This window comes from Pseudomonas sp. L-22-4S-12, assembly GCF_009799935.1.
GTDB lineage: Bacteria > Pseudomonadota > Gammaproteobacteria > Pseudomonadales > Pseudomonadaceae > Aquipseudomonas.
The window spans coordinates 19,185-44,810 of the sequence record NZ_WELL01000004.1 but is presented as its reverse complement, the minus strand read 5'-3'; the positions used below and the strand labels follow the sequence as shown (position 1 = coordinate 44,810).

Sequence of the window (25,626 nt, the reverse complement as noted above, 5' to 3'; positions counted from 1 at the left end):
CTCTAAAAGTAGTCGATGGCGGTGATGTAGAAGGTCTGCTCGCCACCCGGCGCCTGCACCCGCACTTCGGCGTCGAGGGCCTTGCCCACCAGGGCCCGGGCCAGCGGCGAGTCGATGCTGATCAGGCCGAGCCGCAGGTCCAGCTCGTCGGGGCCGACGATGCGATAGCGGGTTTCCCCGCCGTCCTCGTCTTCCAGGGTCACCCAGGCGCCGAAATACACCTTGTGCGGATCGGCCGGGCGGCTGTCGACCACCTTCAGGCTTTCCAGGCGCTTGGTGAGAAAGCGCACGCGGCTGTCGATTTCGCGCAGCATCTTCTTGCCGTAGGTGTACTCGGCATTTTCCGAACGATCGCCCTGGGCGGCGGCCTCGCTGACCGACTGGGTCACCTGCGGGCGGCGTACATGCCAGAGTTCGTGCAGCTCGGCGCGCAGGCGGGCCTCGCCTTCGGGAGTGATCAGCGGGGTGCCGGCGGAGCGGGGCGGACGATAACGGCTCATGGTGCTCGGGTATCGAAAAGAAGGCGCGAGTTTACCAAGCTCAGGCCTCGCGCAGCACGGCCAGCGGGCTGGCATTCAGCGCGCGGCGGGTACCGAGCATGCCGGCGCCCCCCACCAGCAGCGCGCCGATCAGCGGCAACAGCAGGAGCCAGGGATGGGGCTGCCACGGCAGATCGAGGGCGAAGCGGTACAGCAAAAAGCTCACCAGCTCGCAGCCGATGGCCGCCAGCACGCCACTGGCGGCGCCGAGCAGGCCGAACTCGCTGCGGCGCGCGGCCAGCAGCAGGCGCCGCTCGGCGCCGAGGGCGCGCAACAGGGCGCCCTGGCGGATGCGTTCGTCCAGGGTGGCCTGCAGACCGGCGAACAGCACGCTCAGGCCCGCGGCCAGAACGAACAGCAGCACGTATTCCACGGCCAGGGTGACCTGGGCCAGGATGCTGCGCAGCTGGGCCAGCAGGGCTTCGACCTGCAGCAGGGTGACGGCCGGGAAGGCCCGCGCCAGCTCCACCAGCTGGCGCTCGCTGTTGGGTGGCAGGTAGAAGCTGGTCAGGTAGGTCGCCGGCAGATCCTGCAGGGTGCCGGGGGCGAAGATCATGTAGAAGTTCGGCTGGAAACTGTCCCACTGCACCTTGCGCAGGCTGCTGACGCGGGCCTGGCGCTCCGAGCCGCCGACGCTGAAAGTCAGCACGTCGTCCAGCTGCAGGTGCAGGCTTTCGGCCAGCTCGGCCTCCACCGAGACCCCGGGCAGCGCGTCGCGTGGTTGCGCTTGCCACCACTGGCCGGCCTGCAGCTCGTTGCCTGGCGGCAACTCGCTGGACCAGGTCAGGCTGAGGTCGCGGCGCACCGCCCGGTCGCCGGCGCTGTCCTTGCTGACGATCCGCTTCACCGGCTGGCCATTGATCAGGGTCAGGCGCCCGGCGACGATCGGGTAGAGCGGCGCCGGCTGTGGCGACAATGCGGCGAGGCGTGCGGCAAAGGCCTGTTGTTCGGCCGGCAGGATATTCAGGGCGAAGTGGTTGGGAGCCTGTTCCGGCAGCTGGTCCTGCCAGGTGTCGAGCAGTTCTCCCCGCAGCAGGGCGATCAGGGCCATGGCCAGGAGGATCAGGCCGAACGCCAGGGCCTGCCCGGCGGCGGCCAGCGGGTGGCGCAGCAGTTGGCCCAGGCCCAGGCGCCAGGGCAGCGCGGCGCGTGCCAGCAGGTGGCGCAGGCTGCGCAGCCCGAGCAGCAGCAGGCCGCCGAGCAGCAGGGTGGCGAGCAGGCCGCCGCCGAGCAGGGCCAGGGTCAGCGCCAGGTCCAGGCTCAGCCGCCACATGATCAGCCCCAGGGCCAGCAGGGCGGCGCCATAGACCAGCCAGGAGCTGGGCGGCACCGGCAGCAGGTCGCGGCGCAACACCCGCAGCGGCGGTACGCGGCCCAGCGCAGCCAGTGGCGGCAGGGCGAAGCCGGCCAGGGCCACCAGGCCGGTGGCGATCCCGGCCAGCGCCGGCCAGAGGTTGCCGGCAGGCACGCCGGCGGGGAGCAGGCCGTGCAGCAGCTTGAACAGGATCAGCTGGCCGGCCCAGCCGAGCAGGGCGCCAAGTACGCTGGCCAGCAGGCCGAGCATGGCCAGCTGCAGGGCGAACAGGCTCAGCGCCTCGCGGCGCGAGAGACCCAGGCAGCGCAGCAGGGCGCTGTTGTCGAAGCGGCGGGCGGCAAAGCGTGCCGCCGAAAGCGCCACCGCCACCCCGGAGAGCAGCACGGCGGCCAGGCTGGCCAGGTTCAGGTAGCGCTCGGCGCGGCCGAGGGCGCCGCCGATCTGGCGGTTGCCGGAGCGGGCGTCTTCCAGGCGCTGGTGCGCGGCCAGGGTCGGCTTGACGCTGCTGCGGTAGCGGCTCAGGACCTGGCTGTCGCCGCGCCACAGCTCGCGGTAGCGCACCCGGCTGCCGGGCTGGACCACGCCGGTGGCCGCCAGGTCGTCGAGGTGCATGAGCACGCGCGGGGTCAGGCTGTAGAAGTCGCCCGCGCGATCCGGTTCGTAGGTCAGGACCCGGGTCAGGCGCAGCTGCAGGTTGCCGACCTCGATCGGCTGGCCGATGCGCAGATCGAGCGCGGCAAACAGGCGTGCTTCGGCCCAGGCCTCGCCGGGGCCGGGACCGCCGCCGGGTTGCTCGGCCTGGTAGGGCGCGGGTGCGCTCTTCAGCTCGCCGCGCAGGGGGTAGCCGGCGCCGGCCGCCTTGACGCTGGCCAGCTGGATGCCGGTGTCGGTGGCGATCACGCTGCTGAACTCGACCACCTGGACGTGTTCCAGGCCCAGCTGGCGGCCACTGGCGAGCTGCTCGGCGCTGGCCGGTGAGCTGCCGGACAGGACCAGGTCGGCGCCGAGGAACTCGGTGGCGCGCAGCAGCATGGCGGCATTCAGCCGCGCACTGAAATAGCCGATGGCGGTGCTGGCGGCCACGGCCACCAGCAGGGCGAAGAACAGTACGCGCAGTTCGCCGGCGCGGGCGTCCCGGCGCAGCTGGCGGCTTGCCAGGGAGAGGCGGCGGGTTAGCGGCAGGGCGCGCATCAGGGCTCCAGGTTGTCGACCCGCAGGCCGCCTTCCAGGCGAATCAGGCGGCGGCAGCGGTGGGCCAGGCGTTCGTCATGGGTGACCAGGACCAGGGTGGTGCCGCGCTCCTGGTTCAGCTCGAACAGCAGGTCGCTGATCCGTTCGCCGGTATGGCTGTCGAGGTTGCCGGTGGGTTCGTCGGCGAACAGCACCGCCGGCTCGGCGGCGAAGGCACGGGCGATGGCGACGCGCTGCTGCTCGCCACCGGAAAGCTGGCGCGGGGTATGGCTCAGGCGCTGGCCGAGGCCGACCCGCTCGAGCAACCCGCGGGCCCGTTCGCGGGCGTCGCGGCGGCCGTCCAGCTCCAGCGGCAGCATGACGTTTTCCAGGGCATTGAGATTGTCGAGCAGCTGGAAGGACTGGAACACGAAGCCGACATGCTCGGCGCGCACACGGGCGCGCTGGTCCTCGTCGAGGGCGGTGAGGGTATGCCCGGCCAGCTGCACTTCGCCGCTGCTGGGCAGGTCCAGGCCAGCCAGCAGGCCGAGCAGGGTGGATTTGCCCGAGCCGGAGCTGCCGACTATCGCCAGGCTGTCGCCGGCGCCGAGCTCGAAACTGAGGTCGTGGAGGATGCTCAGCGCGCCTTCCGTGCTGGGAACCACTTTGCTAAGGTGCCGCGCAGTGAGAATGCTTGCGCTCATGGAGAGTCCGATGCGTGCGTGGTGGGTAAGCGGTGCCGTGGCACTACTGATGTGGGCTCAGGGCGCGCTGGCCGGCAACGTGCTGGTCGTCGGCGATAGTATCAGCGCCGCTTTTGGCCTGGATACCCGCGCGGGGTGGGTCGCACTGCTGGAAAAGCGCCTGGCCGAGGGTGGTTACAGCCAGCCGGTGATCAATGCCTCGATCAGTGGCGACACCAGTGCCGGCGGCCTGGCGCGGCTGCCCGCGCTGCTTGCGCAGCATCGCCCGGAGCTGGTGATCATCGAGCTGGGCGGCAACGACGGCCTGCGCGGCCAGGCACCGGCGCAATTGCAACAGAATCTTGCGGCGATGATCGATCGCTCCCGCGAGGCCGGCGCCAAGGTGCTGCTGCTCGGCATGCAGTTGCCGCCGAACTATGGCCAGCGCTACACCCGCGCCTTTGCCGAGGTCTATGTCCAACTGGCGGAGCAGAAGCAGGTGCCGCTGGTGCCGTTCTTCCTGCAGGGCGTCGGCGGCGTGGCCGGCATGGTGCAGGATGACGGCATCCACCCGACCCAGGCGGCCCAGCCGCGTTTGCTGGATAACGTCTGGCCAATCCTGCAAGCCATGCTCTGAGCCTTCCCCGCCTGCAGCCTTTCGGCTATCTTGGCGGCCCTCTTTCGGAGCACCCCATGCCGCGCCCCGCCTGGTCCCTGCATGCCTACCAACTGATCGTGCCGGACGAACAGCTCGACCTGTTCGCCTGCCGCGAAGCGCGCGTGCACCTGGTCGCGCGGCAGCTGGAACTGCACGGCTTCGCCGACCGCACGCTGTGCGGCGGCCTGCTCCCGGCCTTGCCGGTGATGCGTGCGGTGGAACAGGCCAGTTTGCGCGACAAACGCCTGTGCCAGGCCTGCAAGGCCGTGCTGCAGGCTCAGCGGCGCGGCGAGCGATCCGTCTGGCCGGACGCCTGAGCCCTCCCTGTGGGCGCGACGCCGGTGTACAATTCCGAGTCTCCCAATCAACCATTCAAGCCAAGGATTTCCGGATGTTGTCGCGCGTTCCAGCCGTCGCCCGCTCCCTGACTCTCGCCAGCCTCTGCGTGGCGGGGCCCGTAGCAGCCCTGGAGCTGCCTCTTCCCGCTCCCGGTGACGACATCGTCGGCCAGGTGCAGGTGATCAAGGCCAAGTACGAAGACACCTTCGCCGATATCGGTGTGGCCAACGACCTGGGCTACCTGGAAATGGTGGTGGCCAACCCGGGCGTCGATCCGTGGCTGCCGGGCGAGGGCGCCGAAATCGTCCTGCCGACCCGCTTCATCCTGCCGCCCGGCCCGCGCGAAGGCATCGTCATCAACCTCGCCGAGTACCGCATGTACTACTTCCCGAAGGGGCAGAATGTGGTGCACACCTTCCCCCTGGGGATCGGTCGTGAGGGTTGGGGCTCGCCCATCGCGCACACCACCATCACCGCCAAGACGCCGAATCCGGGCTGGTCGCCGCCCGCCTCGATCCGCGCCGAGCATGCCGCCGATGGCGATCCGCTGCCGACCTATGTGCCGCCGGGGCCGAACAACCCGCTGGGGCCGTTCAAGTTCACCCTGGGCACCCCGGGCTACCTGATCCACGGTTCGAACAAGAAGTTCGGCATCGGCATGCGGGTCAGCCACGGCTGCTTCCGCATGCTCAACCACAACGTGCTGGAACTGGCCAAGATGGCGCCGGTGGGCACTTCGGTGCGAATCGTCAACGAGCCGTACAAGTTCGGCGTGAGCAACGGCAAGGTCTATCTCGAGGCCCATGCACCGCTGAATGATCAGGGCGAGCCTTCGGTGGTCGACAAGCACACGGCCGTGATCAATGCGCTGCTCAAGCGCGACGACATGGCCGGCCAGATGCATCTGGACTGGGAAGTGGTGCGCGAAGTGGTGGCGGCCGAAGACGGCATGCCCATCGAGATCGCCGAGCCGCAGCAGGACGCCGTGGCCAGCACCGGCGCTGCCCCCGTAGAGCTGTGATGCGCAACTGACCATGTCGCAAGCAACCCGTCCGGTGTGCTGCACCCGACGGGTTTTTTGTTGCCTGTAAAAACTGCAGGCAATAAAAAAGCCGACCTGAAACCAGGTCGGCTTTTAAAGCCTTGGCAAGTATTACTTGCGGCTGGCTTTTTCCAGCATACGCAGAGCGCGCTCGTTGGCTTCGTCAGCGGTCAGCTGAGCCTTCTGAGCAGCGGCCAGAGCGTCGTCGGCCTTGCGGTAAGCTTCGTCAGCACGAGCTTGAGCGCGGGCAGCGGCGTCTTCGGTAGCGGTCAGACGGGCTTCGGTTTCTTTGGACATGCTGCTGCAACCGGTAGCCAGAACTGCTGCCAGAGTCAGAGCAGAGAATTTCAGAACGTTGTTCATCGTGTTCCCCTTAAGGTGGACTTTCCATAAAAGCAATTTCCCAACACTGGGAAATTAGCCGGGCTACATAGTACCCATTACTTGTAGTAAGTAAACTGACCTTGCGCAAGCGTGGCGCTTTTTTTTCACCTGAACCACGCGCGGCTTATTTTTTGTTTAAAAAACATACAGATCTGACGATTAGCGGCGGTTCGCCGGTGCCGCAAAAGTGTGCACGGGCGTGGCTGGCAGGCGGCCGGCCTGATAGCATCCGGGCTGGCTTTCTGGGCGGATGTTGCCCCGCGATACTTCAAGGATGTGGGTATGTCGAAACTTGTTAAATGGGCCGTGTTGGGCATTCTGGCAATTGCGCTACTTATCAAGGCGTCGCTGTGGTTGTCCGTGCGCTCGATCATGAACGATGCCGTCGAGCAACTATCGCCGTTCATGACCGTGAGTTACTCGGGGATTACCTCCTCCTTCGATGGCCGTGTCGGGGTCAGCGGGATCAAGGTGCAGGTGCCGCTGCTGGATGATCAGTTCCGCATCGAACATGCCGAGCTCAAGTTCAAGGGGCTGATGGACTTGCTGCGTTTCAAGGAGCGCCTGGCCGAAGGCAAGTTCCCCGAGCAGATGGCAGTCAACATCAAGGGCTTGCAGCTGGATGTGCACGGGCCGCTCATGGCGCAGCTGAACCAGCAAGCAGACGAGCCGTCCCTATATGACGCCTGGTCGCAAGTGGCCTGCGGCAGTACCCGTGTCATCGGTACCGATGACTTGCTGGAAATGGGCTACCGCACCCTGGAGACGGATGCGCAGTTTACCTATCTGTATCAACCCGGCGCGCAGAGCCTGACATTCAACCTGACCGCCGATACCCGTGACATGGGTGAGTATCGGGTCAGCTTCGCCCTGGCCAACATGTCGGAAAAACCCGGGGATCTGCGGGTCAATCCGCCACGCCTGGCCGGGGTGACGGTGGAACTCAACGACAACCAGTACCTGCGCAAAGTGCAGAGCTACTGTGCCGGCAAGCTCGGACAAGATGCGCAGGCCTACCTGCAGACCTCGCTGGAACAGCTCGACCGTTCGCTGCGGGCGCAGCGCATCGCGCTGGATCCGCAGTTGCTCGACGCGTTGGGGGGCTACTATAAAGATCCCCAGGCACTGCGCCTGGAGTTGGCGCCCAGCGAAGGCATGGCGTGGGATGGCCTGCAGTTCTTCGAGGCCAAGGATGTGGTGGCCATGCTGCGGCCGGTGTTGCTGATCAACCAGCAGGCCGTGCAAAACCTGGCCTTTACCTGGGTGGACCCGGATGCGGCTCCCGTCCCGGAAGTCGATGAGCTGGTGCGGGCGCCTGAAACCGAGCAGGCAATGCGTTCGCCGCAGTATGATTTCGTCACGGTCGCCAGCCTGCCCGAGCACGCCGGCAAGCGACTACAGTTCATTACCTATGATGGAACCTACTATCAGGGCATCCTGCACAAGGTAGCGAACGGCAAGGCTTTCCTGAGTGTCCAGTTTGGCAGTGGTTCGGCAGAGATGTTTCTCAGCCTGGAAAAGATCGATAAGGTAAGGGTTCTGTTCTAGAACCCTAGAGGAGTAGAAATGAGCGAAGGGTTGTCCATCCACCATGATCAGGCTGGCCATCAGTTTGAGGCCGTCATCGATGGCCATCGGGCATATCTGGCCTATATGGATCTGGGCAAGCAGACCCTGGATATCTACCGTACCTTTGTGCCGAACCCCTTGCGTGGCCGCGGTATCGCCGCGGCGCTCACCGAGCAGGCCCTGGAGTATGCACACAGCATGGGCTACACGGTGATTCCGTCCTGCTCGTACGTCGAGCGCTACCTCGAACGCCGCCAGCGCAACCACTAATCGGCCGCACCAATGAAAACGCCGGGCATCTGCCCGGCGTTTTCATTGCGGCTGGGTTCAACCGCGCTGGCGTTTCGGCAGCACATCCTTGAGCTTGGCGTGCATGCTGCGCAGGGTCTTCTCGGTGGTATCCCAGTCGATGCAGGCATCGGTGATGGAAACCCCGTACTTGAGGTCGCAGAGGTTCTTCGGGATCGACTGGCTGCCCCAGCCCAGGTGGCTTTCCACCATCAGGCCGACGATCGAGTGGTTGCCCTCGAGAATCTGGTTGGCCACGTTCTCCATCACCAGCGGCTGCAGGGCCGGGTCCTTGTTGGAGTTGGCATGGCTGCAGTCGACCATGATGTTGGGCTTGATCTTGGCCTTGGTCAGTTCCTGCTCGCAGATGGCGACGCTGACCGAGTCATAGTTCGGCTTGCCGTTGCCGCCGCGCAGCACCACGTGGCCGTAGGCATTGCCCTTGGTGGTGACGATGGACACGCCGCCTTCCTGGTTGATGCCGAGGAAACGGTGCGGACTGGATACCGACTGCAGCGCGTTGATCGCCACGGTCAGGCCGCCGTCGGTGCCGTTCTTGAAGCCGACCGCGGAGGACAGGCCGGAGGCCATCTCGCGGTGGGTCTGCGATTCGGTGGTGCGCGCGCCGATGGCCGACCAGCTGATCAGGTCCTGCAGGTACTGCGGGGAGATCGGGTCGAGTGCTTCGGTGGCGGTCGGCAGGCCCATTTCGGCCAGGTCGCGCAGAAGCTGGCGGCCGATGTGCAGGCCGTCCTGGATCTTGAACGAGTCATCCAGGTAGGGATCGTTGATCAGGCCTTTCCAGCCGACCGTGGTGCGCGGCTTTTCGAAATACACGCGCATGATCAGGAACAGGCTGTCCGAGACTTCCGCGGCCAGCGCCTTGAGGCGCTCGGCGTACTCGTGGGCGGCCTTGATGTCGTGGATGGAGCACGGGCCGACCACCACGAACAGGCGGTGGTCCTTGCCATCGAGAATATTGCGCACCACTTCGCGACCGTGGGCGACGGTGTGCTGGGCGGCGGCGGTCAGTGGGATTTCGCGCTTGAGCTGCGCCGGAGTGATCAGGGTTTCGTTGGAGGCAACGTTAAGATCGTCGATCGGTAAATCAGCCATCGTGCTATTCATCAGTCAGGGTCATCAGGTCACGGGTGCCAGAGGCACGGCGAATCATGGGCGCAGCGGGGAAGCGGAACCTTAGCGCGTAACGGGCGGGCTCGACAATGGGCGCGGCTGCTAAAACCCGCGTGATGCTGCGAAAGCCCTAGGCCAGGCTGGCGCTGGAGAACTCCGCGGCATGCAGGGCGATCCACTCCCGGGCGACCGCCTCGACCGAGACCGCTTCACCCAGCTCCAGTTCACGTTGGTGGCGATAGTGCTCGATCTGGCAGACCTGCTCGACCATGCGGGCGCGAAACAGGGTGTCTTCGTCGATGAAGGCAACGCCGACCAGATAATCATCGGCCTGCTTGCGGCACCAGGCGACAACGCCGGGGTAGCGTGCCTGCTCGCCGAGCAAGGGGATGCGCAATTCGACCGCCGTGCCTCTGCGAAAGCCCTTGCTGGAATTGCATGCCACCCCGCCGAGACTGATATTGTTCAGCCTTTGTCGCGGTAGGAACGCCTGTCTGCGTGGAACCAGCTCGACTGGCATGTCGCTGGGATGACGCAAGAAATGACGCATTTTTACTACTCCGGATGCCACTTATTTGACATCGCACATGAACAGTATAGTGCCCGCTCTGGAGTTGACCGACTTCGATGCGGAGCAGCGCTTGTTGCAGCTGCCTGGCACTTCCCTGCTCGTATTTACCAGCACAGGTTGTGCCAGTTGCCGCTGGGCGCGTCAGACGCTTCCTGGGCTGGTGCTGGACGTGGTGCGGCTGTGCTGGGTGGATGGCGGCAATAATGGCGGCCTGGTGCGGCGCTACGAGGTGTTTCGCCTGCCCAGCCTGTTCCTGGTTCGCGATGGTCAGTTCTTTGGCGAGTTGCACTGCCGCCTGACTGGCCCGGAGATCAACAGGGCTGTACTGCGCGCGCTACAGCTGGAACCCGAGGAGTTACCCTGATGCAAGACTGCAAGCGCCCGCGTATCGGCATCATTGGCACTGGTGCGATTGGCGGTTTCTACGGCCTGATGCTGGCTCGTGCCGGCTTCGAGGTGCATTTTCTGCTGCGCAGCGAGTATGCCGCGGTAGCCGAACACGGCTTGCAGGTTAACAGCGCTGTACACGGCAAGTTACAGCTGCCACGAGTAAACGCCTGGCAAAACGTCGAGCAGATGCCCGCCTGCGACTGGCTGCTGGTCGGCAGCAAGACCACCAGCAATGCCGAGTTGGCGCCCGTGATCGCCCGGGTGGCGGCGCCTGGGGCCAAAGTCGTGCTGTTGCAGAATGGCCTGGCGGTGGAGGAGAGCCTGCGTCCCTTGCTGCCGAACAGTCTGCACCTGCTTGGCGGGCTCTGTTTCATCTGTGCAAATCGAGCGGCCCCTGGGGTGATCGAGCATCAGGCGCTGGGAGCGGTACACCTGGGCTACCACTCGGGGCCGGGCGGCAGCGAGGCGCAGGGCCAGGCGATTGCCGAGGAGGGGGCCGCGCTGTTTCGCGCGGCAGGCCTGGAGTCCACGACGATGGCCAGCTTGCAGCAGGCGCGCTGGCAGAAGCTGGTGTGGAACGTGCCATACAACGGCCTCGCGGTGCTGCTCAATGCCGGCACCCGCCGCCTGATGGGCAATGCCGAGAGTTGTGCGCTGATCCACGCCATCATGCTCGAGGTGGTTGAGGGCGCCGCCGCTTGCGGCCATCCGGTGCCGGTCGGCTATGCCGACAAACTGCTGGCGGTCACCGATGATATGCCCGACTATCTGCCGAGCATGTACCACGACTTCGCGCTGCAGCGCCCGCTGGAGCTCGAGGCCATTTATGCGGCACCGCTGGCAGCCGCGAGTGCAGCAGGGTGCGAGTTGCCGAAGGTGCGCATGCTGCATCAGGCGCTGGGCTTTCTGGAGAGAGGCTGAGGTCGTTATGGGCAAGGGATTGGGTGACAAACTGGTGCTGGCGATTTCCTCGCGGGCCCTGTTCGATCTGCGTGAGAGCCATCGTATCTACGAGAGCGAAGGGGTTGCGGCCTACCGTCAGTATCAGATCGACCACGAAGAAGAGATTCTCGGACCGGGCGACGCCTTTCCCCTGGTGGAGAAACTGCTCGATATCAACTCCCGCCTGGGGCAGGCGCGGGTCGAGGTGATCCTGGTGTCGCGCAACAGTGCCGATACCGGCCTGCGCGTGTTCAACTCGATCCAGCATTATGGCCTGAGCATCTCGCGGGCGGCCTTCGTCGGTGGGCGCAGCCCCTATCCCTACCTGGCCGCCTTCGGCTGTCACCTGTTCCTGTCGACCCATGCCGAGGATGTGCGCAGCGCCCTGGAGGCCGGCTTCGCCGCGGCCACCATCCTCTCCGGTGGCGCCCAGCGAGCGGCCAGCACCGAGTTGCGCATCGCCTTCGACGGCGATGCCGTGCTGTTTTCCGATGAGTCGGAGCGGGTCTATCAGCAAGGTGGCCTGGAGGCCTTCCAGGATCACGAGAAGGCCTCCGCGCGCGAGCCGCTGGGCGGCGGGCCGTTCAAGCACTTCCTGGCGGCCCTCAATCACCTGCAGCGTGAGTTCGGCGAAGATCAGTGCCCGATCCGCACGGCGCTGGTGACCGCGCGTTCGGCGCCGGCCCACGAACGGGTGATCCGCACCCTGCGCGAGTGGGACATCCGCCTGGACGAGTCGCTGTTTCTCGGCGGCCTGGAGAAGGCGGCCTTTCTCGAGGCCTTTGCCGCCGATGTGTTCTTCGATGACCAGAGCGGGCACTGTGAAAAAGCCCGCGACGTGGTCGCCACCGGCCATGTGCCCCATGGCGTGAGCAACGAGCTGCAGCCCTGATCCGCCTGTCCGCCGGCGGCTCGCGGTGCCCGCCCGCGCCGGCACGCTGCTAAGCTTGAAAAAAGGCCGTGAGCGCGAGTGCGGGAGGCCATGTGATCCGATCCATTCTCTATGCCACAGACCTTGGCCTATATGCCCCCTACGTCTTGCAGCATGCCTTGGCTCTGGCGCGCGGGCTGCGGGCCGAGCTCTATGTGGTGCATGCGGTGGAGCCCATGGGCCTGTTCGCCGAGTCGGTACTGCAGACCTACCTGGATGACAGCACGCTGCAGGAATTGCGCAGCAAGGGCCTGGGCAATGTCATGGCGAACATCGAGCAGCGGGTACTGGAGGGCTTTCGTGACGAGCTGGGGGATGCGCAGCGCGACGGCGAGCTGATCCGCAATGTGTGCGTGACCCAGGGCGATCCCTCCCAGGTGATTCTCGATGAGGCGCGCAGACTCGCCGTCGATCTGCTGATCGTTGGCAGTCACAGTCATGGCGCCATCACCGATACGGCCCTGGGCCGCACCGCCGCACGGGTGCTGCAGTTGTCGGAGATCCCGGTGTACCTGGTGCCGATGCTGCAGCACCGCGGATGATTGGCTTCTGAGTGAGCGTTAGACGAACGGCATGCAAAACTAAAAAGATCGTCTAGTTTTAATCCTTAAACCATTAATATGGTTATAAAACGCGGCTGGCACATTCGGGCAGCGTCTATCTGCTTTAGAGGGATATCTATGAAGCTCCAGCAACTGCGCTATATCTGGGAAGTGGCGCACCACGATCTCAACGTTTCCGCGACCGCGCAGAGCCTGTACACCTCGCAGCCCGGCATCAGCAAACAGATTCGCCTGCTGGAGGACGAGCTGGGGGTCGAGGTGTTCGCCCGCAGCGGCAAGCACCTGACCCGGGTGACCCCGGCCGGCGAGCGGATCATCACCACCGCCGGTGAGATTCTGCGCAAGGTGGAGAGCATCAAGCAGATCGCCCAGGAGTTCTCCAACGAGAAGAAGGGCACACTGTCGATCGCCACCACCCACACCCAGGCGCGCTATGCCCTGCCGCCAGTGATCAGCAGCTTCATCAAGCAGTATCCGGACGTCGCCTTGCACATGCATCAGGGCACCCCGATGCAGATCGCCGAAATGGCGGCAGATGGCACCGTCGACTTCGCCATCGCCACCGAAGCGCTGGAGCTGTTCGGCGATCTGGTGATGATGCCGTGCTACCGTTGGAACCGCTGCGTGGTGGTGCCGCAGGGGCATCCACTGACCAAGCTGCCGAAGCTGTCGCTGGAGGCCCTGGCCGAATACCCGATCGTCACCTATGTATTCGGCTTCACCGGCCGCTCCAAGCTCGACGAAGCCTTCAGCCATCGCGGCCTGACGCCCAAGGTGGTGTTCACTGCGGCCGATGCCGACGTGATCAAGACCTATGTCCGCCTGGGCCTGGGGGTCGGCATCGTCGCGCGCATGGCGGTCGACCCCAAGCTCGACAGCGACCTGGTGGTTCTGGACGCCAGTGACCTGTTCGAGTCCAGCGTGACCAAGATCGGTTTCCGTCGCGGCACCTTCCTGCGCGGCTTCATGTGCGACTTCATCGAGAAGTTCGCTCCCCACCTGACCCGCGACATGATGGCAAAGGCCGTGCAGTGCCACACCAAGGCCGAGCTGGAAGAGTTGTTCGACGGCGTCGAGCTGCCGACCTACTGAGTGGCGTCCAGAGCGAAAAAAGCCCGGCACTGGCCGGGCCTTTTCATTGGAGCCTGCGATAACTCTTAGTCGAGCCGGTTAGGCCCTGGCAATCACATTGCCGGCGTGCAGGCCGCATTCCTTCTGGGTTTCCTCTTCCCACCACCAGCGGCCTTCGCGCTCGTGCTGGTTGGGCAGGACCGGGCGGGTGCAGGGCTCGCAACCGATGCTGATATAGCCGCGCTCGTGCAGGCTGTTGTAGGGCAGTTCGAGCATGCGGATATAGGCCCAGACCTCCTCGCTGCTCATCTGCGCCAGCGGGTTGAACTTGTACAGCGGCTTGTCGGGCGTGGAGAAGGCGGCGTCCAGCTCCAGCGCCGCCACCTGGCTGCGGGTCCCCGGGCTCTGGTCACGGCGCTGGCCGGTGGCCCAGGCCTTGACCGTGGCCAGCTTGCGCTTGAGCGGCTCGATCTTGCGGATGCCGCAGCACTCGCCATGGCCGTCCTTGTAGAAGCTGAACAGGCCTTTCTCGCGCACCAGGGCTTCCAGGCGCTGGGGATCCGGGCTGAGCACGTCGATGGCGATGCCGTAGTGTTCGCGCACGTGCTCGATGAAACGGTAGGTTTCCGGGTGCAGGCGGCCGGTATCCAGGCTGAATACCTTGACGTTCTTGTTGAGCTTCCAGGCCATGTCGACCAGCACCACGTCCTCGGCACCACTGAAGGAAATCCACAGCTCGTCACCGAAGTGCTCGAAGGCCAGCTTGAGGATGTCCTGGGGGGATTTGTTGGCATAGGCCGTTGCCAGTTCGGCAACGTTGAAGGCTTGGCTCATCGGGCTGGTTTCCTGGTGGATGGCGCTTAACGCTCTGTGCCGGCGATGGTAGCAAAAAGGACATATGCGTCTAAATAACCATATGCCAGTTGGACTGACCTATATGGATATAAGTGGCGCGTTGCGTCCGCTCAGGTGAATCGCTAGAGTGCCGCCTTCTGTCAAATAGCTAGCTAGGAGTGTCCTGTGGAAATTGCCTGTCTCGACCTCGAAGGTGTTCTGGTTCCGGAAATCTGGATCGCCTTCGCCGAAAAAACCGGCATTGACGCCCTCAAGGCGACCACCCGGGATATTCCCGATTACGACGTGCTGATGAAGCAGCGCCTGCGCATCCTCGACGAACATGGCCTGAAGCTCGCCGATATCCAGGAAGTGATCGCCACCCTCAAGCCGCTGGAAGGCGCCGTGGAGTTCGTCGACTGGCTGCGCGAGCGCTTCCAGGTGGTGATCCTCTCGGACACCTTCTATGAGTTCTCCCAGCCGCTGATGCGCCAGCTGGGCTTCCCGACCCTGCTGTGCCACAAGCTGGTCACCGACGAGACCGATCGCGTGGTCGGCTACCAGCTGCGCCAGAAGGACCCCAAGCGTCAGTCGGTGATTTCCTTCAAGAGCCTGTACTACCGGGTGATCGCCGCCGGCGACTCGTACAACGACACCACCATGCTCAGCGAGGCCCATGCCGGCATCCTGTTCCATGCGCCGGATAACGTGATCCGCGAGTTCCCGCAGTTCCCGGCGGTGCACACCTATGACGACCTCAAGCGCGAGTTCCTCAAGGCGTCCAATCGCGAGCTGAGCCTGTAAGGTTCGCCAGCATGAACAAGGCCCGCAATTGCGGGCCTTGTTCATTGTGGGCTGCGGCGCCTCGATTTCTCAGAGGGCTTCCAGGGTCTGCAGCAGCACCTTCACCTTGGTGATGGATTCCTGGTATTCGGCCTGCCAGTCCGAGTCGGCGACGATGCCGCCGCCGCCCCAGCAGCTGATGTGGCCATCCTTGACCAGCAGGCTGCGAATGGCGATCGAGCTGTCCAGCTCGCCGCGTACATCCAGGTAGAGCAGGGAACCGCAGTACAGCGCGCGGCGGGTCGGCTCCAGCTCATCGATGATCTGCATGGCGCGGATCTTCGGGGCGCCGGTGATCGAGCCGCCGGGAAAGCTGCCGGCGATCAGGTCCAGTGCGTCGCGGCCCTCGGCCAGCTCGCCGGTCACCGCGCTGACCAGGTGATGCACGTTGGGGTAGCTCTCCAGGGCGAACAGCTCGGGCACCCGCACCGAGCCGGTGCGGCAGCTGCGGCCCAGGTCGTTGCGCAGCAGGTCGACGATCATCAGGTTCTCCGCGCGATCCTTGGCGCTGGCCAACAGCTCGGCGGCATTGGCCTGGTCCTCGGCGGGCGTGGCGCCGCGCGGGCGGGTGCCCTTGATCGGGCGGGTTTCCACCCGGCCCTGACTGACCTGCAGGTAGCGCTCGGGCGACAGGCTGAGAATCGCGCCGCCATCGGGCAGGGCCTGGAAGCCGGCAAACGGCGTCGGGCAGGCGGCACGCAAGGCCTGGTAGGCGGCCCAGGGATCGCCCGCGCAAGGCGCCTGGAAACGCTGGGCGAAGTTCACCTGGTAGCAGTCGCCGGCCTGGATATAGGCCTGGATACGCGCGATGGCCTGGCGGTACTGGTCCTGCCGAAGGTCCGCATGGAACGGCTGCAGCAACTTGAAGGCCGGCGCAGCTACCGGCGCCGGGCGACGGAACAGTTCGAGCAGGCGCGCCCGCTCGTCCTCGCCCAGTTGCGGGTGGAACATCAGTTGGCTGGTCTGCTGCTGGTGGTCGCTGATCAGGGCCCAGCCATACAAGCCGAAACGTGCATCCGGCAGGTGCAGGTCATCCTGCGCGTGGCTGGGCAACTGTTCGAAACGGCGACCGAAGTCATAGCTCAGGTAACCGATCAGCCCGCCGGTAAACGGCAGTTCGCAGTCGGCCGGCGCCTCGGCACGCCCGAGCCGGTTCAGGCCCTGGCGCAGGCGCTGGAAGAATGCACCGGCAGGCTCGGCTTGCGCCGGCTCGAAGCTCTGCAATGGCCAGGCGCTGAGCAGATCGAAACGCCCGCGCTCGGCCTGGGGGCGACCGGCATCCAGTAGCAGCGCGCCGGGCGCCTGGCGCACGCGGGCGAAGTAGTGGGCGGGGTCGGCCTGGTAGGGTAGGGGGTGGACGCTACAGATGGACATGCGGATTGGTCAGGCAAGCGCGGAACAGGATTGTAGACCGCGCAGGGTGCGCGGGCCTAGAAGCGCGGGCATGAAAAAGCCCGGCCGGAGCCGGGCTTCGGGTGCCGCGTCGAATCAGATTTCCGCCGGTTTGACGTGGCCGAACAGCTGCTGGGAGAAGCGCACGCGTTCTTCCGCGCTTTCCTTCACGCCTTGCTTCTCCAGCTCGGCGATATGGGCTTCCACCGCGTGGGCGCGATGGGTCAGGCCGCAATCGTTGGCGATCTGGATGTTCAGGCCGGGGCGGGCGTTGAGTTCGAGAATCAACGGGCCCTTGCCCTGGTCCAGCACCATGTCCACGCCGATGTAGCCCAGGCCGCACAGCTCGTAGCAACCGGCGGCCAGCTTCATGAAGCCGTCCCAGTTGGGCAGCTGCACGCCATCCACCGCGTTGGTGGTATCCGGGTGCTTGCTGATCTTGTTGTTCAGCCAGGTGCCGCGCAGGGTCAGGCCGGTGGCCAGGTCGACACCCACGCCGATGGCGCCCTGGTGCAGGTTGGCCTTGCCGTTGGACTGGCGGGTGGGCAGGCGCAGCATGGCCATGACCGGGTAGCCCATCAGTACGATGATGCGGATGTCCGGCACGCCTTCGTAGCTGATGCTCTTGAAGATCGGGTCCGGGGTGACCCGGTACTCGATCAGCGCACGGTCGCGGTGGCCGCCGAGGGAGTACAGGCCGGTCAGGATGCTGGAAATCTGGTGCTCGATTTCCTCGTGACTGATGATCTTGCCGGATACCGTCTTGTAGCGCCCCTCGAAGCGGTCGGCGATCACCAGGATGCCGTCACCGCCGGCGCCCTGCGCCGGCTTGATGACGAAGTCGTTGTGCTCGCCGATGATCTCGTCGAGCTTCTCGATTTCCTTCTCGGTGGAGATGATCCCGTACATCTCCGGCACATGAATGCCGGCCTGGATCGCGCGCTCCTTGGTGATGATCTTGTCGTCGACGATCGGGTACAGGTGCCGTTTGTTGTACTTCAGCACGTAGTCCGCATTGCGTCGGTTGATGCCCATGATGCCGCGGGCGCTCAGGGCTTTCCATGTCTTCCACAGACCGATCATGGCTCAATCCTTCAAGAAGGCTTTGAAACGGAACAGCTCGGTCAGGCGGTAGCCGCGGTAGCGACCCATCGCCAGCATGAAGCCCACCATGATCAACAGCACGGCCGGGAAGGTGAAGATGAAGTAGGTCAGCTGCGGAATGCTCATCAGCAGGTGCGCCAGAGTCGCGGCAAACAGGGTGCCGACCGCCACCTTGAAGGCATGGCCGCCACCGCGTTCCTCCCAGGTGATCGACAGGCGTTCGATGGTCATGGTCAGGATCACCATCGGGAACAGCGCCACCGACAGCCCGCGTTCCAGGCCCAGCTTGTGGCTGAACAGGCTGATCACGGCGATCAGCACCACGACGAAGGTCAGTACCACCGACAGGCGCGGCAGCATCTGCAGCTTGAGGTGCTCCAGATAGGAGCGCAGCGACAGGCCGAGCGCGGTGATGATGGTGAACAGGACGATGCCGAAGCCCAGCTGGGTTTCGCGGAAGGCCAGGGCGATCAGCACCGGGGTGAAGGTACCGAGGGTCTGCAGGCCGCCCAGGTTGCGCAGGATCAGGATCACCAGCACGCCGATCGGGATCATGATCATGATCTGGTAGGTCTGCTGGGTCTGCAGCGGCAGGCCGTACAGCGAGTATTCGAGGAAGTCGACGTCGGTGTTCTCGTCGGTCAGCTTGGCCAGGCGGATGGCGTTCATTTCGCTGTTGTTCAGGGTGAAGCTGACCTGGGCCTTCTTGCCGCCCTCGATGCTCACCAGCTGGTCGTCACCGGTCCACCAGACCAGGCGATCGGCCGGCAGGCCCTGCTCGCCGGTGTCCGGGTTGTAGTACAGCCAGTCTTTGCCGTTGAAGCTGCGCAGCCACAGCTCCGGGTTCTGCTGGATGTCGGCGGCCAGGCGGATGGTGTGTACCCGCTCCATCGGCACATGGGCGATGGACAGCAGCAGCTCGATGATCTTCGCCTTGTTCGGCGTGGAGGCATCGCCGGCCATCAGCAGCTTGACGTTGTCGTCGCCGACATTGTTGACCCGTTTGATGGTCTCGCTGATGAAGGTCTCGACGTCGGCCGAGTGCTGGCGAATCGGGGCCAGCAGGGCTTCGGCGGCAATCTTCTCGGCGCCTTCCACGGCGATGCTGTCGCGGTAGATCGGGCCCTTGGCCTTCGGCTGCTCGCCGCTGTAGCGCTTGGTCAGCACCAGGCGGTAGTACAGGGTCTGGTTGCCGTTGGCGCGGCGCGCCGACCAGGTCACCTTGCGGTTGCCGTCGGTGCGGTTGATGCTCACCCCGTAGTTATTCGAGATGAAGCTCTCGTTCAGGCTGACGTAGTCCTGGTTCAGCGGCGGCACGAACATCTGAACCTTGACCGGCTCGCGGGCGCTGGCCTGGAACTCGACCTTGGCGTCGATGTTCCACAGGTCGTCGGTTTCATCCTCGGTCACCGGGATGCCGAGAATGAAGATCTGGTAGGCCGTAACCAGAATGCCCACCGTCACCAGGAGGGTGATGAGGACTTTCAGATGCAGGGTCAAGGATCGCATGAGCAATTACTCGGCAGCGGTAGTAAGGGAGCAGCCGGGTTTGCCGGCAGCATATTTGAGGCTTGGATCAACCAGGGCATCGAGGCGTTTGAGCGCCTCGGAGCCAATCAACAACGGGTACTGGAAGGCACTGCGGTCGGTCAGGTTCACTTCGATGCTGCGCAGAGTCTTGCCCATGCACACGCTAAGCTCAATGACCGGTCGGGCCGTGTAGGTCTTGCCTTCCTCGGGGTCGTAGTCGCCGGCGCGGCGTTTGATCTTGCTGATGCGTGCCAGCGGGCGCTCGATGGGGTGCTGGTGAGCATCGTCGATGGCTAGGTAGAAGCGCACCCAGGTTTCGCCGTCACGTTTGAAGCGTTTGATATCGCGCGCGCTGAGCGAGGCGGTCTTGGCGCCGGTGTCGAGTTTGGCCGCCACTTCCATATCGAGATCGGAAAGGCTGATGTATTCATTGAGGCCATAAACGGTTTTTTCGGCGGCGAAACTCAGGCCGGGGAGCAGGGCGCAGCAAAAAAGAAGGGCGAAGGGCTCGAGTCTCATAAATCCTGTGATGGTCGCGTCGTCGGATCCGGTGATCGGCGGCATTGGGCGGGCAGTCGGCAAAGCAGTCTAGCAGGCATGGTGAAACGCTCGCACAGCCTATGCCGGCGGCATTCTAGCATGGGGTTTTTCTGTGGCGACAGACGCTTAGCGGCGTTTGTGCAGGTGAAATGAGCAATTCGGCAAATTCCTGTGACGTGCAGATTGTCGACAATCACATGGTTATGTTTGACAGATATCTCTCTGCGGCGTAGTTTTTCCCGCATCGCCACTTGCGGATGTCAACAATCGTGCTTGAGCCTTCAGAAACGACTGCCACTTTTGCGGATGACTCCGAGACACTTTCCGAGCATGTGTTCCGGCGCATCCAGGCCGCCATCGTCCAGGGCGAAATTGCGCCGGGCAGCAAGATTTCCGAGCCCGAACTGGCGCGTACCTACGGCATCAGCCGCGGGCCGCTGCGCGAGGCGATCCATCGCCTGGAAGGTCAGCGCTTGCTGGTGCGGGTGCCGCATGTGGGTGCGCGAGTGGTTTCGCTCAGCCATGCCGAGCTGATCGAGCTGTATGAGATCCGCGAATCGCTGGAAGGCATGGCCTGCCGCCTGGCCGCCGAGCGCATGACCCAGGCCGAGATCGACGAGCTGCGTCGGGTGCTCGACCTGCACGAGCGCGATGCCGCCTTCCAGGCCGGTGTCGGCTACTACCAGCAGGAAGGCGACTTCGACTTCCACTACCGGATCATCCAGGGCAGTGGCAACAAGACCCTCAGTCAGATGCTCTGCGGCGAGCTGTACCAGCTGGTGCGCATGTATCGCCTGCAGTTCTCCGCCACGCCGAAGCGTCCGCGCCAGGCGTTCGCCGAACACCACCGCATTCTCGACGCCATCGCCGAGCGCGACGGCGAGCTGGCCGAACTGCTGATGCGCCGGCATATCGCCGCGTCCAAACGCAATATCGAACGCCACTACTCCGCCACCCGGGAGCAGGGCGCCACCACCACCCCATCTACCCCACGAGGTGAGTCATGAGTTCGAACACTCCCGGCCAGCGCTTTCGCGATGCGGTCGCCAGCGAACATCCCCTGCAAGTGATCGGCGCGATCAACGCCAACCACGCCCTGCTGGCCAAGCGCGCCGGCTTCAAGGCCATCTACCTGTCCGGTGGCGGGGTGGCCGCCGGTTCCCTGGGCCTGCCGGACCTGGGCATCACCGGCCTGGATGACGTGCTCACCGACGTGCGCCGCATCACCGATGTCTGCGACCTGCCGCTGCTGGTGGATGTCGACACCGGCTTCGGCGCCTCGGCGTTCAACGTGGCGCGCACCGTCAAGTCGATGATCAAGTTCGGCGCCGCCGCCATCCATATCGAAGACCAGGTCGGCGCCAAGCGCTGCGGCCACCGCCCGAATAAAGAGATCGTCTCCCAGCAGGAGATGGTCGACCGCATCAAGGCCGCGGTGGATGCCCGTACCGACGACAGCTTCGTGATCATGGCGCGTACCGACGCCCTGGCCGTGGAAGGCCTCAACTCGGCGCTGGACCGCGCGGCTGCCTGCATCGAGGCCGGCGCCGACATGATCTTCCCGGAAGCGATCACCGAACTGGCGATGTACAAGACCTTTGCCGACCGGGTGAAGGCGCCGATCCTGGCCAACATCACCGAGTTCGGCGCCACGCCGCTGTACACCACCGAGGAACTGGCCGCAGTCGACGTGTCCCTGGTGCTGTACCCGCTGTCGGCCTTCCGCGCCATGAACAAGGCGGCGGAGAACGTCTACATGGCCGTGCGCCGCGACGGCACCCAGAAGAACGTGATCGACACCATGCAGACCCGCATGGAGCTGTACGAGCGCATCAACTACCACGCCTTCGAGCAGAGCCTCGACGCGCTGTTTGCCGCCAAGAAGTGACCGGCAGCAGGCCTCCGTGCGGGCGGCCTGCGCACAACAAGAATCAACCGGATTAGATGAGGAGAGACCCGCGATGAGTGCGACCCCAGAAACCACCACCGGCTTCAAGCCGAAGAAGTCCGTGGCCCTGAGCGGTACCACCGCCGGCAACACCGCGCTGTGCACTGTCGGCCGTACCGGCAACGACCTGCACTACCGTGGCTATGACGTGCTCGACTTCGCCAACCGCTGCGAATTCGAAGAAATCGCCCACCTGCTGGTGCACGGCAAGCTGCCCAACGTCGCCGAGCTGACCGCCTACAAGGCCAAACTCAAGGCCCTGCGCGGCATTCCGGCGGCGCTCAAGGCGTCCCTGGAGCAACTGCCGCCGTCCGCCCACCCGATGGACGTGATGCGCACTGCGGTGTCCGTGCTCGGCTGCGTGTCGCCGGAGAAAGAAGATCACAATCATCCGGGCGCCCGCGATATCGCCGACAAGCTGATGGCCTCGCTGGGCTCCGCGCTGCTGTACTGGTACCACTTCAGTCACAACGGCAAGCGCATCGACGTGGAGACCGACGACGACTCCATCGGCGGCCACTTCCTCCACCTGCTGCATGGCGAGAAGCCGCGCGAGTCCTGGGTGCGCGCCATGCACACCTCGCTCAACCTGTACGCCGAGCACGAGTTCAACGCCTCCACCTTCACCTCGCGGGTGATCGCCGGCACCGGCTCCGACATGTTCAGCTGCATCGCCGGCGCCATCGGCGCCCTGCGCGGCCCGAAACACGGCGGCGCCAACGAGGTGGCCTTCGAGATCCAGAAGCGCTACGACAACCCGGACGAGGCCGAGGCCGATATCCGTGCCCGCGTCGAGCGCAAGGAAGTGGTGATCGGCTTCGGTCACCCGGTCTACACCGTGGCTGACCCGCGCAACAAGGTGATCAAGGAAGTGGCCCGCCAGCTCTCCGCCGAGCAGTCCAACACCAAGATGTTCGATATCGCCGAGCGCCTGGAAACCATCATGTGGGACATCAAGAAGATGTTCCCCAACCTCGACTGGTTCAGTGCCGTCAGCTACCACATGATGGGCGTGCCCACCGCCATGTTCACTCCGCTGTTCGTCATCGCCCGCACCGCCGGCTGGTCCAGCCACGTCATCGAGCAGCGCATCGACGGCAAGATCATCCGCCCCAGCGCCAACTACGTCGGCCCGGAAGACCTGACCTTCGTGCCGCTCAAGGAGCGCAAATAATCATGAACAGCCAACTGAACACGCAATATCGCAAGCAGCTGCCTGGCACTGCGCTGGACTACTTCGACACCCGCGAGGCGATCGATGCCATCGCTCCGGGCGCCTACGCCAAGCTGCCGTACACGTCTCGTGTATTGGCCGAGCAACTGGTGCGCCGCTGCGAACCGGCCGCGCTGACCGATTCGCTCAAGCAGCTGATCGAGCGCAAGCGCGACCTGGACTTCCCCTGGTACCCGGCCCGCGTGGTCTGCCACGACATCCTCGGCCAGACCGCGCTGGTCGACCTGGCCGGCCTGCGTGATGCCATCGCCGAGAAGGGCGGTGATCCGTCCAAGGTCAACCCGGTCGTGCCGACCCAGCTGATCGTCGATCACTCCCTGGCCGTGGAAGCGCCTGGCTTCGACCCGGATGCCTTTGCGAAGAACCGCGCCATCGAAGACCGTCGCAACGAGGACCGCTTCCACTTCATCGAGTGGACCAAGACCGCGTTCAAGAACGTCGACGTGATCCCGGCCGGCAACGGCATCATGCACCAGATCAACCTGGAGAAGATGAGTCCGGTGATCCAGGCGCGCGGTGGCGTGGCCTTCCCCGACACCTGCGTGGGTACCGACTCGCACACCCCGCACGTCGATGCCCTGGGCGTGATCGCCATCGGCGTCGGCGGCCTGGAAGCCGAGACCGTGATGCTCGGCCTGCCGTCGATGATGCGCCTGCCCGACATCGTCGGTGTCGAGCTAACCGGCAAGCGCCAGCCCGGCATCACCGCCACCGACATCGTCCTGGCCATCACCGAGTTCCTGCGCAAGGAGCGCGTGGTCGGCGCCTATGTCGAGTTCTTCGGCGAGGGGGCGGACAGCCTGTCGATCGGCGACCGCGCCACCATCTCCAACATGTGCCCGGAATACGGCGCCACCGCTTCGATGTTCTACATCGACCAGCAAACCATCGACTACCTCAAGCTGACCGGTCGCGAGCCGGAGCAAGTAGCGCTGGTCGAGAACTATGCCAAGACCACCGGCCTGTGGGCCGATGCGCTGGTCGGTGCCGAGTACGAGCGCGTACTGAGCTTCGACCTGTCCACCGTCGTGCGCAACATGGCTGGCCCGTCCAACCCGCACAAGCGCCTGCCGACTTCGGCTCTGCACGAGCGCGGCATCGCCGACGAAGCCAAGCTGGCGGCCGGCAAGGTGGAAGAGGCTGAAGGTTTGCTGCCGGATGGCGCGGTGATCATCGCCGCCATCACCAGCTGCACCAACACCTCCAACCCGCGCAACGTGGTGGCTGCCGGTCTGCTGGCGAAGAAGGCCAACGAGTTGGGCCTGGTGCGCAAGCCATGGGTCAAGACCTCCTTCGCCCCGGGCTCCAAGGTCGCCAAGCTGTACCTGGAAGAAGCCGGTCTGCTGCCGGAGCTGGAAAAGCTCGGCTTCGGCATCGTCGGCTATGCCTGCACCACCTGCAACGGCATGTCCGGTGCCTTGGATCCGGTGATCCAGCAGGAAATCATCGACCGCGACCTGTACGCCACTGCCGTACTGTCCGGTAACCGCAACTTCGACGGGCGCATCCATCCCTATGCCAAGCAGGCCTTCCTGGCCTCGCCGCCGCTGGTGGTGGCCTACGCCATCGCCGGTACCGTGCGCTTCGACATCGAGCAGGACGTGCTGGGCCTTGATGCGAACGGCAAGCCGATCACCCTGAAGGACCTGTGGCCGAGCGACGAGGAAATCGACGCGATCGTCGCCGCCTCGGTCAAGCCGGAGCAGTTCAAGCAGGTCTACATCCCGATGTTCGATCTGGGCACCATTCAGGAGGCCGAGAGCCCGCTGTACGACTGGCGCCCGATGTCCACCTACATCCGCCGCCCGCCATACTGGGAAGGCGCCCTGGCCGGCGAGCGCACGCTCAAGGGCATGCTGCCGCTGGCGATCCTGCCGGACAACATCACCACCGACCACCTGTCGCCGTCCAACGCCATCCTGCTGGACTCGGCCGCCGGTGAGTACCTGCACAAGATGGGCCTGCCGGAAGAGGACTTCAACTCCTACGCCACCCACCGCGGCGACCACCTGACCGCGCAGCGCGCCACTTTCGCCAACCCGCAGCTGGTCAACGAGATGGCCGTGGTCGACGGTGCGGTGAAGAAGGGTTCGCTGGCGCGCGTCGAGCCGGAAGGCAAGGTGATGCGCATGTGGGAAGCAATCGAAACCTACATGAACCGCAAGCAGAACCTGATCATCGTTGCCGGTGCCGACTACGGCCAGGGCTCGTCCCGCGACTGGGCGGCCAAGGGCGTGCGCCTGGCCGGTGTGGAGGTGATCGTGGCCGAAGGTTTCGAACGCATCCACCGCACCAACCTGGTCGGCATGGGCGTGCTGCCGGTGGAGTTCAAGCCGGGTACCACCCGCCTGACCCTCGGCCTCGACGGCACCGAGACCTACGACATCCAGGGTGACGTGTCGCCGCGCTGCGACCTGACCCTGGTGGTCAATCGCCGCAACGGTGAAGTGCTCGAGGTGCCGGTGACCTGCCGTCTGGATACCGCCGCCGAAGTGGGCGTGTACAAGGCCGGCGGCGTGCTGCAGCGCTTTGCCCAGGACTTCCTCGAGTCGTCCAAGGGCTGATGCATCACCGGGGCGGCAACGCCCCGGTTTTCTTTCAGGAGAGTGCTT

The 25,626-nt window shown here is 64.7% G+C and carries 26 protein-coding genes; 15 read left to right on the top strand and 11 right to left on the bottom strand.

All coding sequences use genetic code 11. From position 1 onward, the window contains the following. Positions 1–2: 2 nt before the first annotated feature. The 3 genes from greB to F3I16_RS11460 are packed head-to-tail and all read right to left on the bottom strand — an operon-like array spanning position 3 to position 3,728. A complete protein-coding gene (greB, locus tag F3I16_RS11470) occupies positions 3–500 on the bottom strand; it encodes a transcription elongation factor GreB (protein WP_160493761.1) in 498 nt (165 codons plus the stop codon). 40 nt (positions 501–540) lie between these two features. Then, entirely contained in the window at positions 541–3,045 is a 2,505-nt protein-coding gene (locus tag F3I16_RS11465; RefSeq protein ID WP_160493760.1) for an ABC transporter permease, read from the bottom strand. Then, positions 3,045–3,728 carry an ABC transporter ATP-binding protein gene (locus F3I16_RS11460; protein ID WP_160493759.1) on the bottom strand — a complete coding sequence of 228 codons (684 nt, stop codon included), beginning with the start codon at positions 3,726–3,728 and terminating at the stop codon, positions 3,045–3,047. The genes F3I16_RS11465 and F3I16_RS11460 overlap by 1 nt, the downstream gene beginning before the upstream one ends. A gap of 10 nt (positions 3,729–3,738) precedes the next feature. Between F3I16_RS11460 and F3I16_RS11455 the strand changes: the two genes are divergently transcribed. The 3 genes from F3I16_RS11455 to F3I16_RS11445 all read left to right on the top strand — a co-directional run bounded on the left by F3I16_RS11455 (position 3,739) and on the right by F3I16_RS11445 (position 5,725). After that, on the top strand, positions 3,739–4,344 hold the full coding sequence (locus F3I16_RS11455) for an arylesterase (RefSeq protein ID WP_160493758.1): 606 nt from the start codon (positions 3,739–3,741) through the stop codon (positions 4,342–4,344). Positions 4,345–4,400: 56 nt separating this feature from the next. After that, positions 4,401–4,682, top strand: a complete 282-nt coding sequence (locus tag F3I16_RS11450) for a hypothetical protein (RefSeq protein ID WP_160493757.1) — start codon at positions 4,401–4,403, stop codon at positions 4,680–4,682. Positions 4,683–4,756: 74 nt separating this feature from the next. Beyond that, entirely contained in the window at positions 4,757–5,725 is a 969-nt protein-coding gene (locus F3I16_RS11445; RefSeq protein WP_160493756.1) for a L,D-transpeptidase family protein, read from the top strand. Between the two features lie 132 nt (positions 5,726–5,857). Here the strand turns inward: F3I16_RS11445 and F3I16_RS11440 are convergent, their stop codons facing one another. Then, positions 5,858–6,109 (bottom strand): Lpp/OprI family alanine-zipper lipoprotein, encoded by a 252-nt coding sequence (locus F3I16_RS11440; protein ID WP_160080353.1) that lies wholly within the window; start codon positions 6,107–6,109, stop codon positions 5,858–5,860. A 303-nt stretch (positions 6,110–6,412) separates the two neighbouring features. Between F3I16_RS11440 and F3I16_RS11435 the strand changes: the two genes are divergently transcribed. Beyond that, positions 6,413–7,678 carry a hypothetical protein gene (locus F3I16_RS11435; protein WP_160493755.1) on the top strand — a complete coding sequence of 422 codons (1,266 nt, stop codon included), beginning with the start codon at positions 6,413–6,415 and terminating at the stop codon, positions 7,676–7,678. 18 nt (positions 7,679–7,696) lie between these two features. Beyond that, a complete protein-coding gene (locus tag F3I16_RS11430) occupies positions 7,697–7,969 on the top strand; it encodes a GNAT family N-acetyltransferase (protein WP_160080357.1) in 273 nt (90 codons plus the stop codon). Between the two features lie 57 nt (positions 7,970–8,026). On the opposite strand, the gene F3I16_RS11425 is transcribed toward F3I16_RS11430, so the two are convergent. Together F3I16_RS11425 and F3I16_RS11420 are read right to left on the bottom strand one after the other, a co-directional pair. After that, on the bottom strand, positions 8,027–9,103 hold the full coding sequence (locus F3I16_RS11425) for a 3-deoxy-7-phosphoheptulonate synthase (RefSeq protein WP_160493754.1): 1,077 nt from the start codon (positions 9,101–9,103) through the stop codon (positions 8,027–8,029). 148 nt (positions 9,104–9,251) lie between these two features. Continuing rightward, positions 9,252–9,671, bottom strand: coding sequence for a PilZ domain-containing protein (locus F3I16_RS11420; RefSeq protein WP_160493753.1), 420 nt, complete (start codon positions 9,669–9,671; stop codon positions 9,252–9,254). Positions 9,672–9,708: 37 nt separating this feature from the next. On the opposite strand from F3I16_RS11420, the gene F3I16_RS11415 reads away from it, so the two are divergent. The 5 genes from F3I16_RS11415 to cysB all read left to right on the top strand — a co-directional run bounded on the left by F3I16_RS11415 (position 9,709) and on the right by cysB (position 13,610). Further along, a complete protein-coding gene (locus F3I16_RS11415) occupies positions 9,709–10,056 on the top strand; it encodes a thioredoxin family protein (protein WP_160494028.1) in 348 nt (115 codons plus the stop codon). Beyond that, a complete protein-coding gene (locus F3I16_RS11410; RefSeq protein ID WP_160493752.1) occupies positions 10,056–11,003 on the top strand; it encodes a putative 2-dehydropantoate 2-reductase in 948 nt (315 codons plus the stop codon). The genes F3I16_RS11415 and F3I16_RS11410 overlap by 1 nt, the downstream gene beginning before the upstream one ends. A gap of 7 nt (positions 11,004–11,010) precedes the next feature. Then, positions 11,011–11,916: a 5'-nucleotidase gene (locus tag F3I16_RS11405; protein ID WP_160493751.1), complete on the top strand. Its 906-nt coding sequence runs from the start codon at positions 11,011–11,013 to the stop codon at positions 11,914–11,916. Between the two features lie 92 nt (positions 11,917–12,008). After that, on the top strand, positions 12,009–12,497 hold the full coding sequence (locus F3I16_RS11400) for a universal stress protein (protein ID WP_160493750.1): 489 nt from the start codon (positions 12,009–12,011) through the stop codon (positions 12,495–12,497). Positions 12,498–12,635: 138 nt separating this feature from the next. Continuing rightward, entirely contained in the window at positions 12,636–13,610 is a 975-nt protein-coding gene (cysB, locus tag F3I16_RS11395; RefSeq protein WP_160080376.1) for an HTH-type transcriptional regulator CysB, read from the top strand. Between the two features lie 78 nt (positions 13,611–13,688). Here the strand turns inward: cysB and F3I16_RS11390 are convergent, their stop codons facing one another. After that, the gene (locus F3I16_RS11390; RefSeq protein ID WP_218573230.1) at positions 13,689–14,423 is read right to left on the bottom strand and encodes a phosphoadenylyl-sulfate reductase; all 735 of its coding nucleotides are present in this window, start codon (positions 14,421–14,423) and stop codon (positions 13,689–13,691) included. 186 nt (positions 14,424–14,609) lie between these two features. On the opposite strand from F3I16_RS11390, the gene thrH reads away from it, so the two are divergent. Next, positions 14,610–15,227: a bifunctional phosphoserine phosphatase/homoserine phosphotransferase ThrH gene (gene thrH / locus F3I16_RS11385; protein ID WP_160493749.1), complete on the top strand. Its 618-nt coding sequence runs from the start codon at positions 14,610–14,612 to the stop codon at positions 15,225–15,227. A gap of 69 nt (positions 15,228–15,296) precedes the next feature. On the opposite strand, the gene pabB is transcribed toward thrH, so the two are convergent. The 4 genes from pabB to F3I16_RS11365 form a co-directional block, all read right to left on the bottom strand. Then, positions 15,297–16,640: an aminodeoxychorismate synthase component I gene (gene pabB / locus F3I16_RS11380; RefSeq protein ID WP_160493748.1), complete on the bottom strand. Its 1,344-nt coding sequence runs from the start codon at positions 16,638–16,640 to the stop codon at positions 15,297–15,299. A gap of 114 nt (positions 16,641–16,754) precedes the next feature. Then, entirely contained in the window at positions 16,755–17,738 is a 984-nt protein-coding gene (locus tag F3I16_RS11375; protein ID WP_178116667.1) for an alpha-L-glutamate ligase-like protein, read from the bottom strand. 6 nt (positions 17,739–17,744) lie between these two features. Beyond that, positions 17,745–19,271: an inactive transglutaminase family protein gene (locus tag F3I16_RS11370; protein WP_160080386.1), complete on the bottom strand. Its 1,527-nt coding sequence runs from the start codon at positions 19,269–19,271 to the stop codon at positions 17,745–17,747. A gap of 6 nt (positions 19,272–19,277) precedes the next feature. Beyond that, positions 19,278–19,811 (bottom strand): ATP-dependent zinc protease, encoded by a 534-nt coding sequence (locus F3I16_RS11365; protein ID WP_160494026.1) that lies wholly within the window; start codon positions 19,809–19,811, stop codon positions 19,278–19,280. 290 nt (positions 19,812–20,101) lie between these two features. Between F3I16_RS11365 and F3I16_RS11360 the strand changes: the two genes are divergently transcribed. The 4 genes from F3I16_RS11360 to acnD all read left to right on the top strand — a co-directional run bounded on the left by F3I16_RS11360 (position 20,102) and on the right by acnD (position 25,578). Further along, entirely contained in the window at positions 20,102–20,839 is a 738-nt protein-coding gene (locus F3I16_RS11360) for a GntR family transcriptional regulator (RefSeq protein WP_160080388.1), read from the top strand. Then, positions 20,836–21,720, top strand: a complete 885-nt coding sequence (gene prpB, locus F3I16_RS11355) for a methylisocitrate lyase (RefSeq protein WP_160080390.1) — start codon at positions 20,836–20,838, stop codon at positions 21,718–21,720. Before F3I16_RS11360 ends, prpB begins: the two co-directional genes overlap by 4 nt. Before the next feature lie 73 nt (positions 21,721–21,793). Then, complete coding sequence (prpC, locus tag F3I16_RS11350) at positions 21,794–22,954, top strand: 2-methylcitrate synthase (RefSeq protein ID WP_160493745.1); 1,161 nt, start codon at positions 21,794–21,796, stop codon at positions 22,952–22,954. Positions 22,955–22,968: 14 nt separating this feature from the next. Then, a complete protein-coding gene (gene acnD / locus F3I16_RS11345) occupies positions 22,969–25,578 on the top strand; it encodes a Fe/S-dependent 2-methylisocitrate dehydratase AcnD (protein WP_160494025.1) in 2,610 nt (869 codons plus the stop codon). The last annotated feature ends 48 nt before the right edge of the window (positions 25,579–25,626 follow it).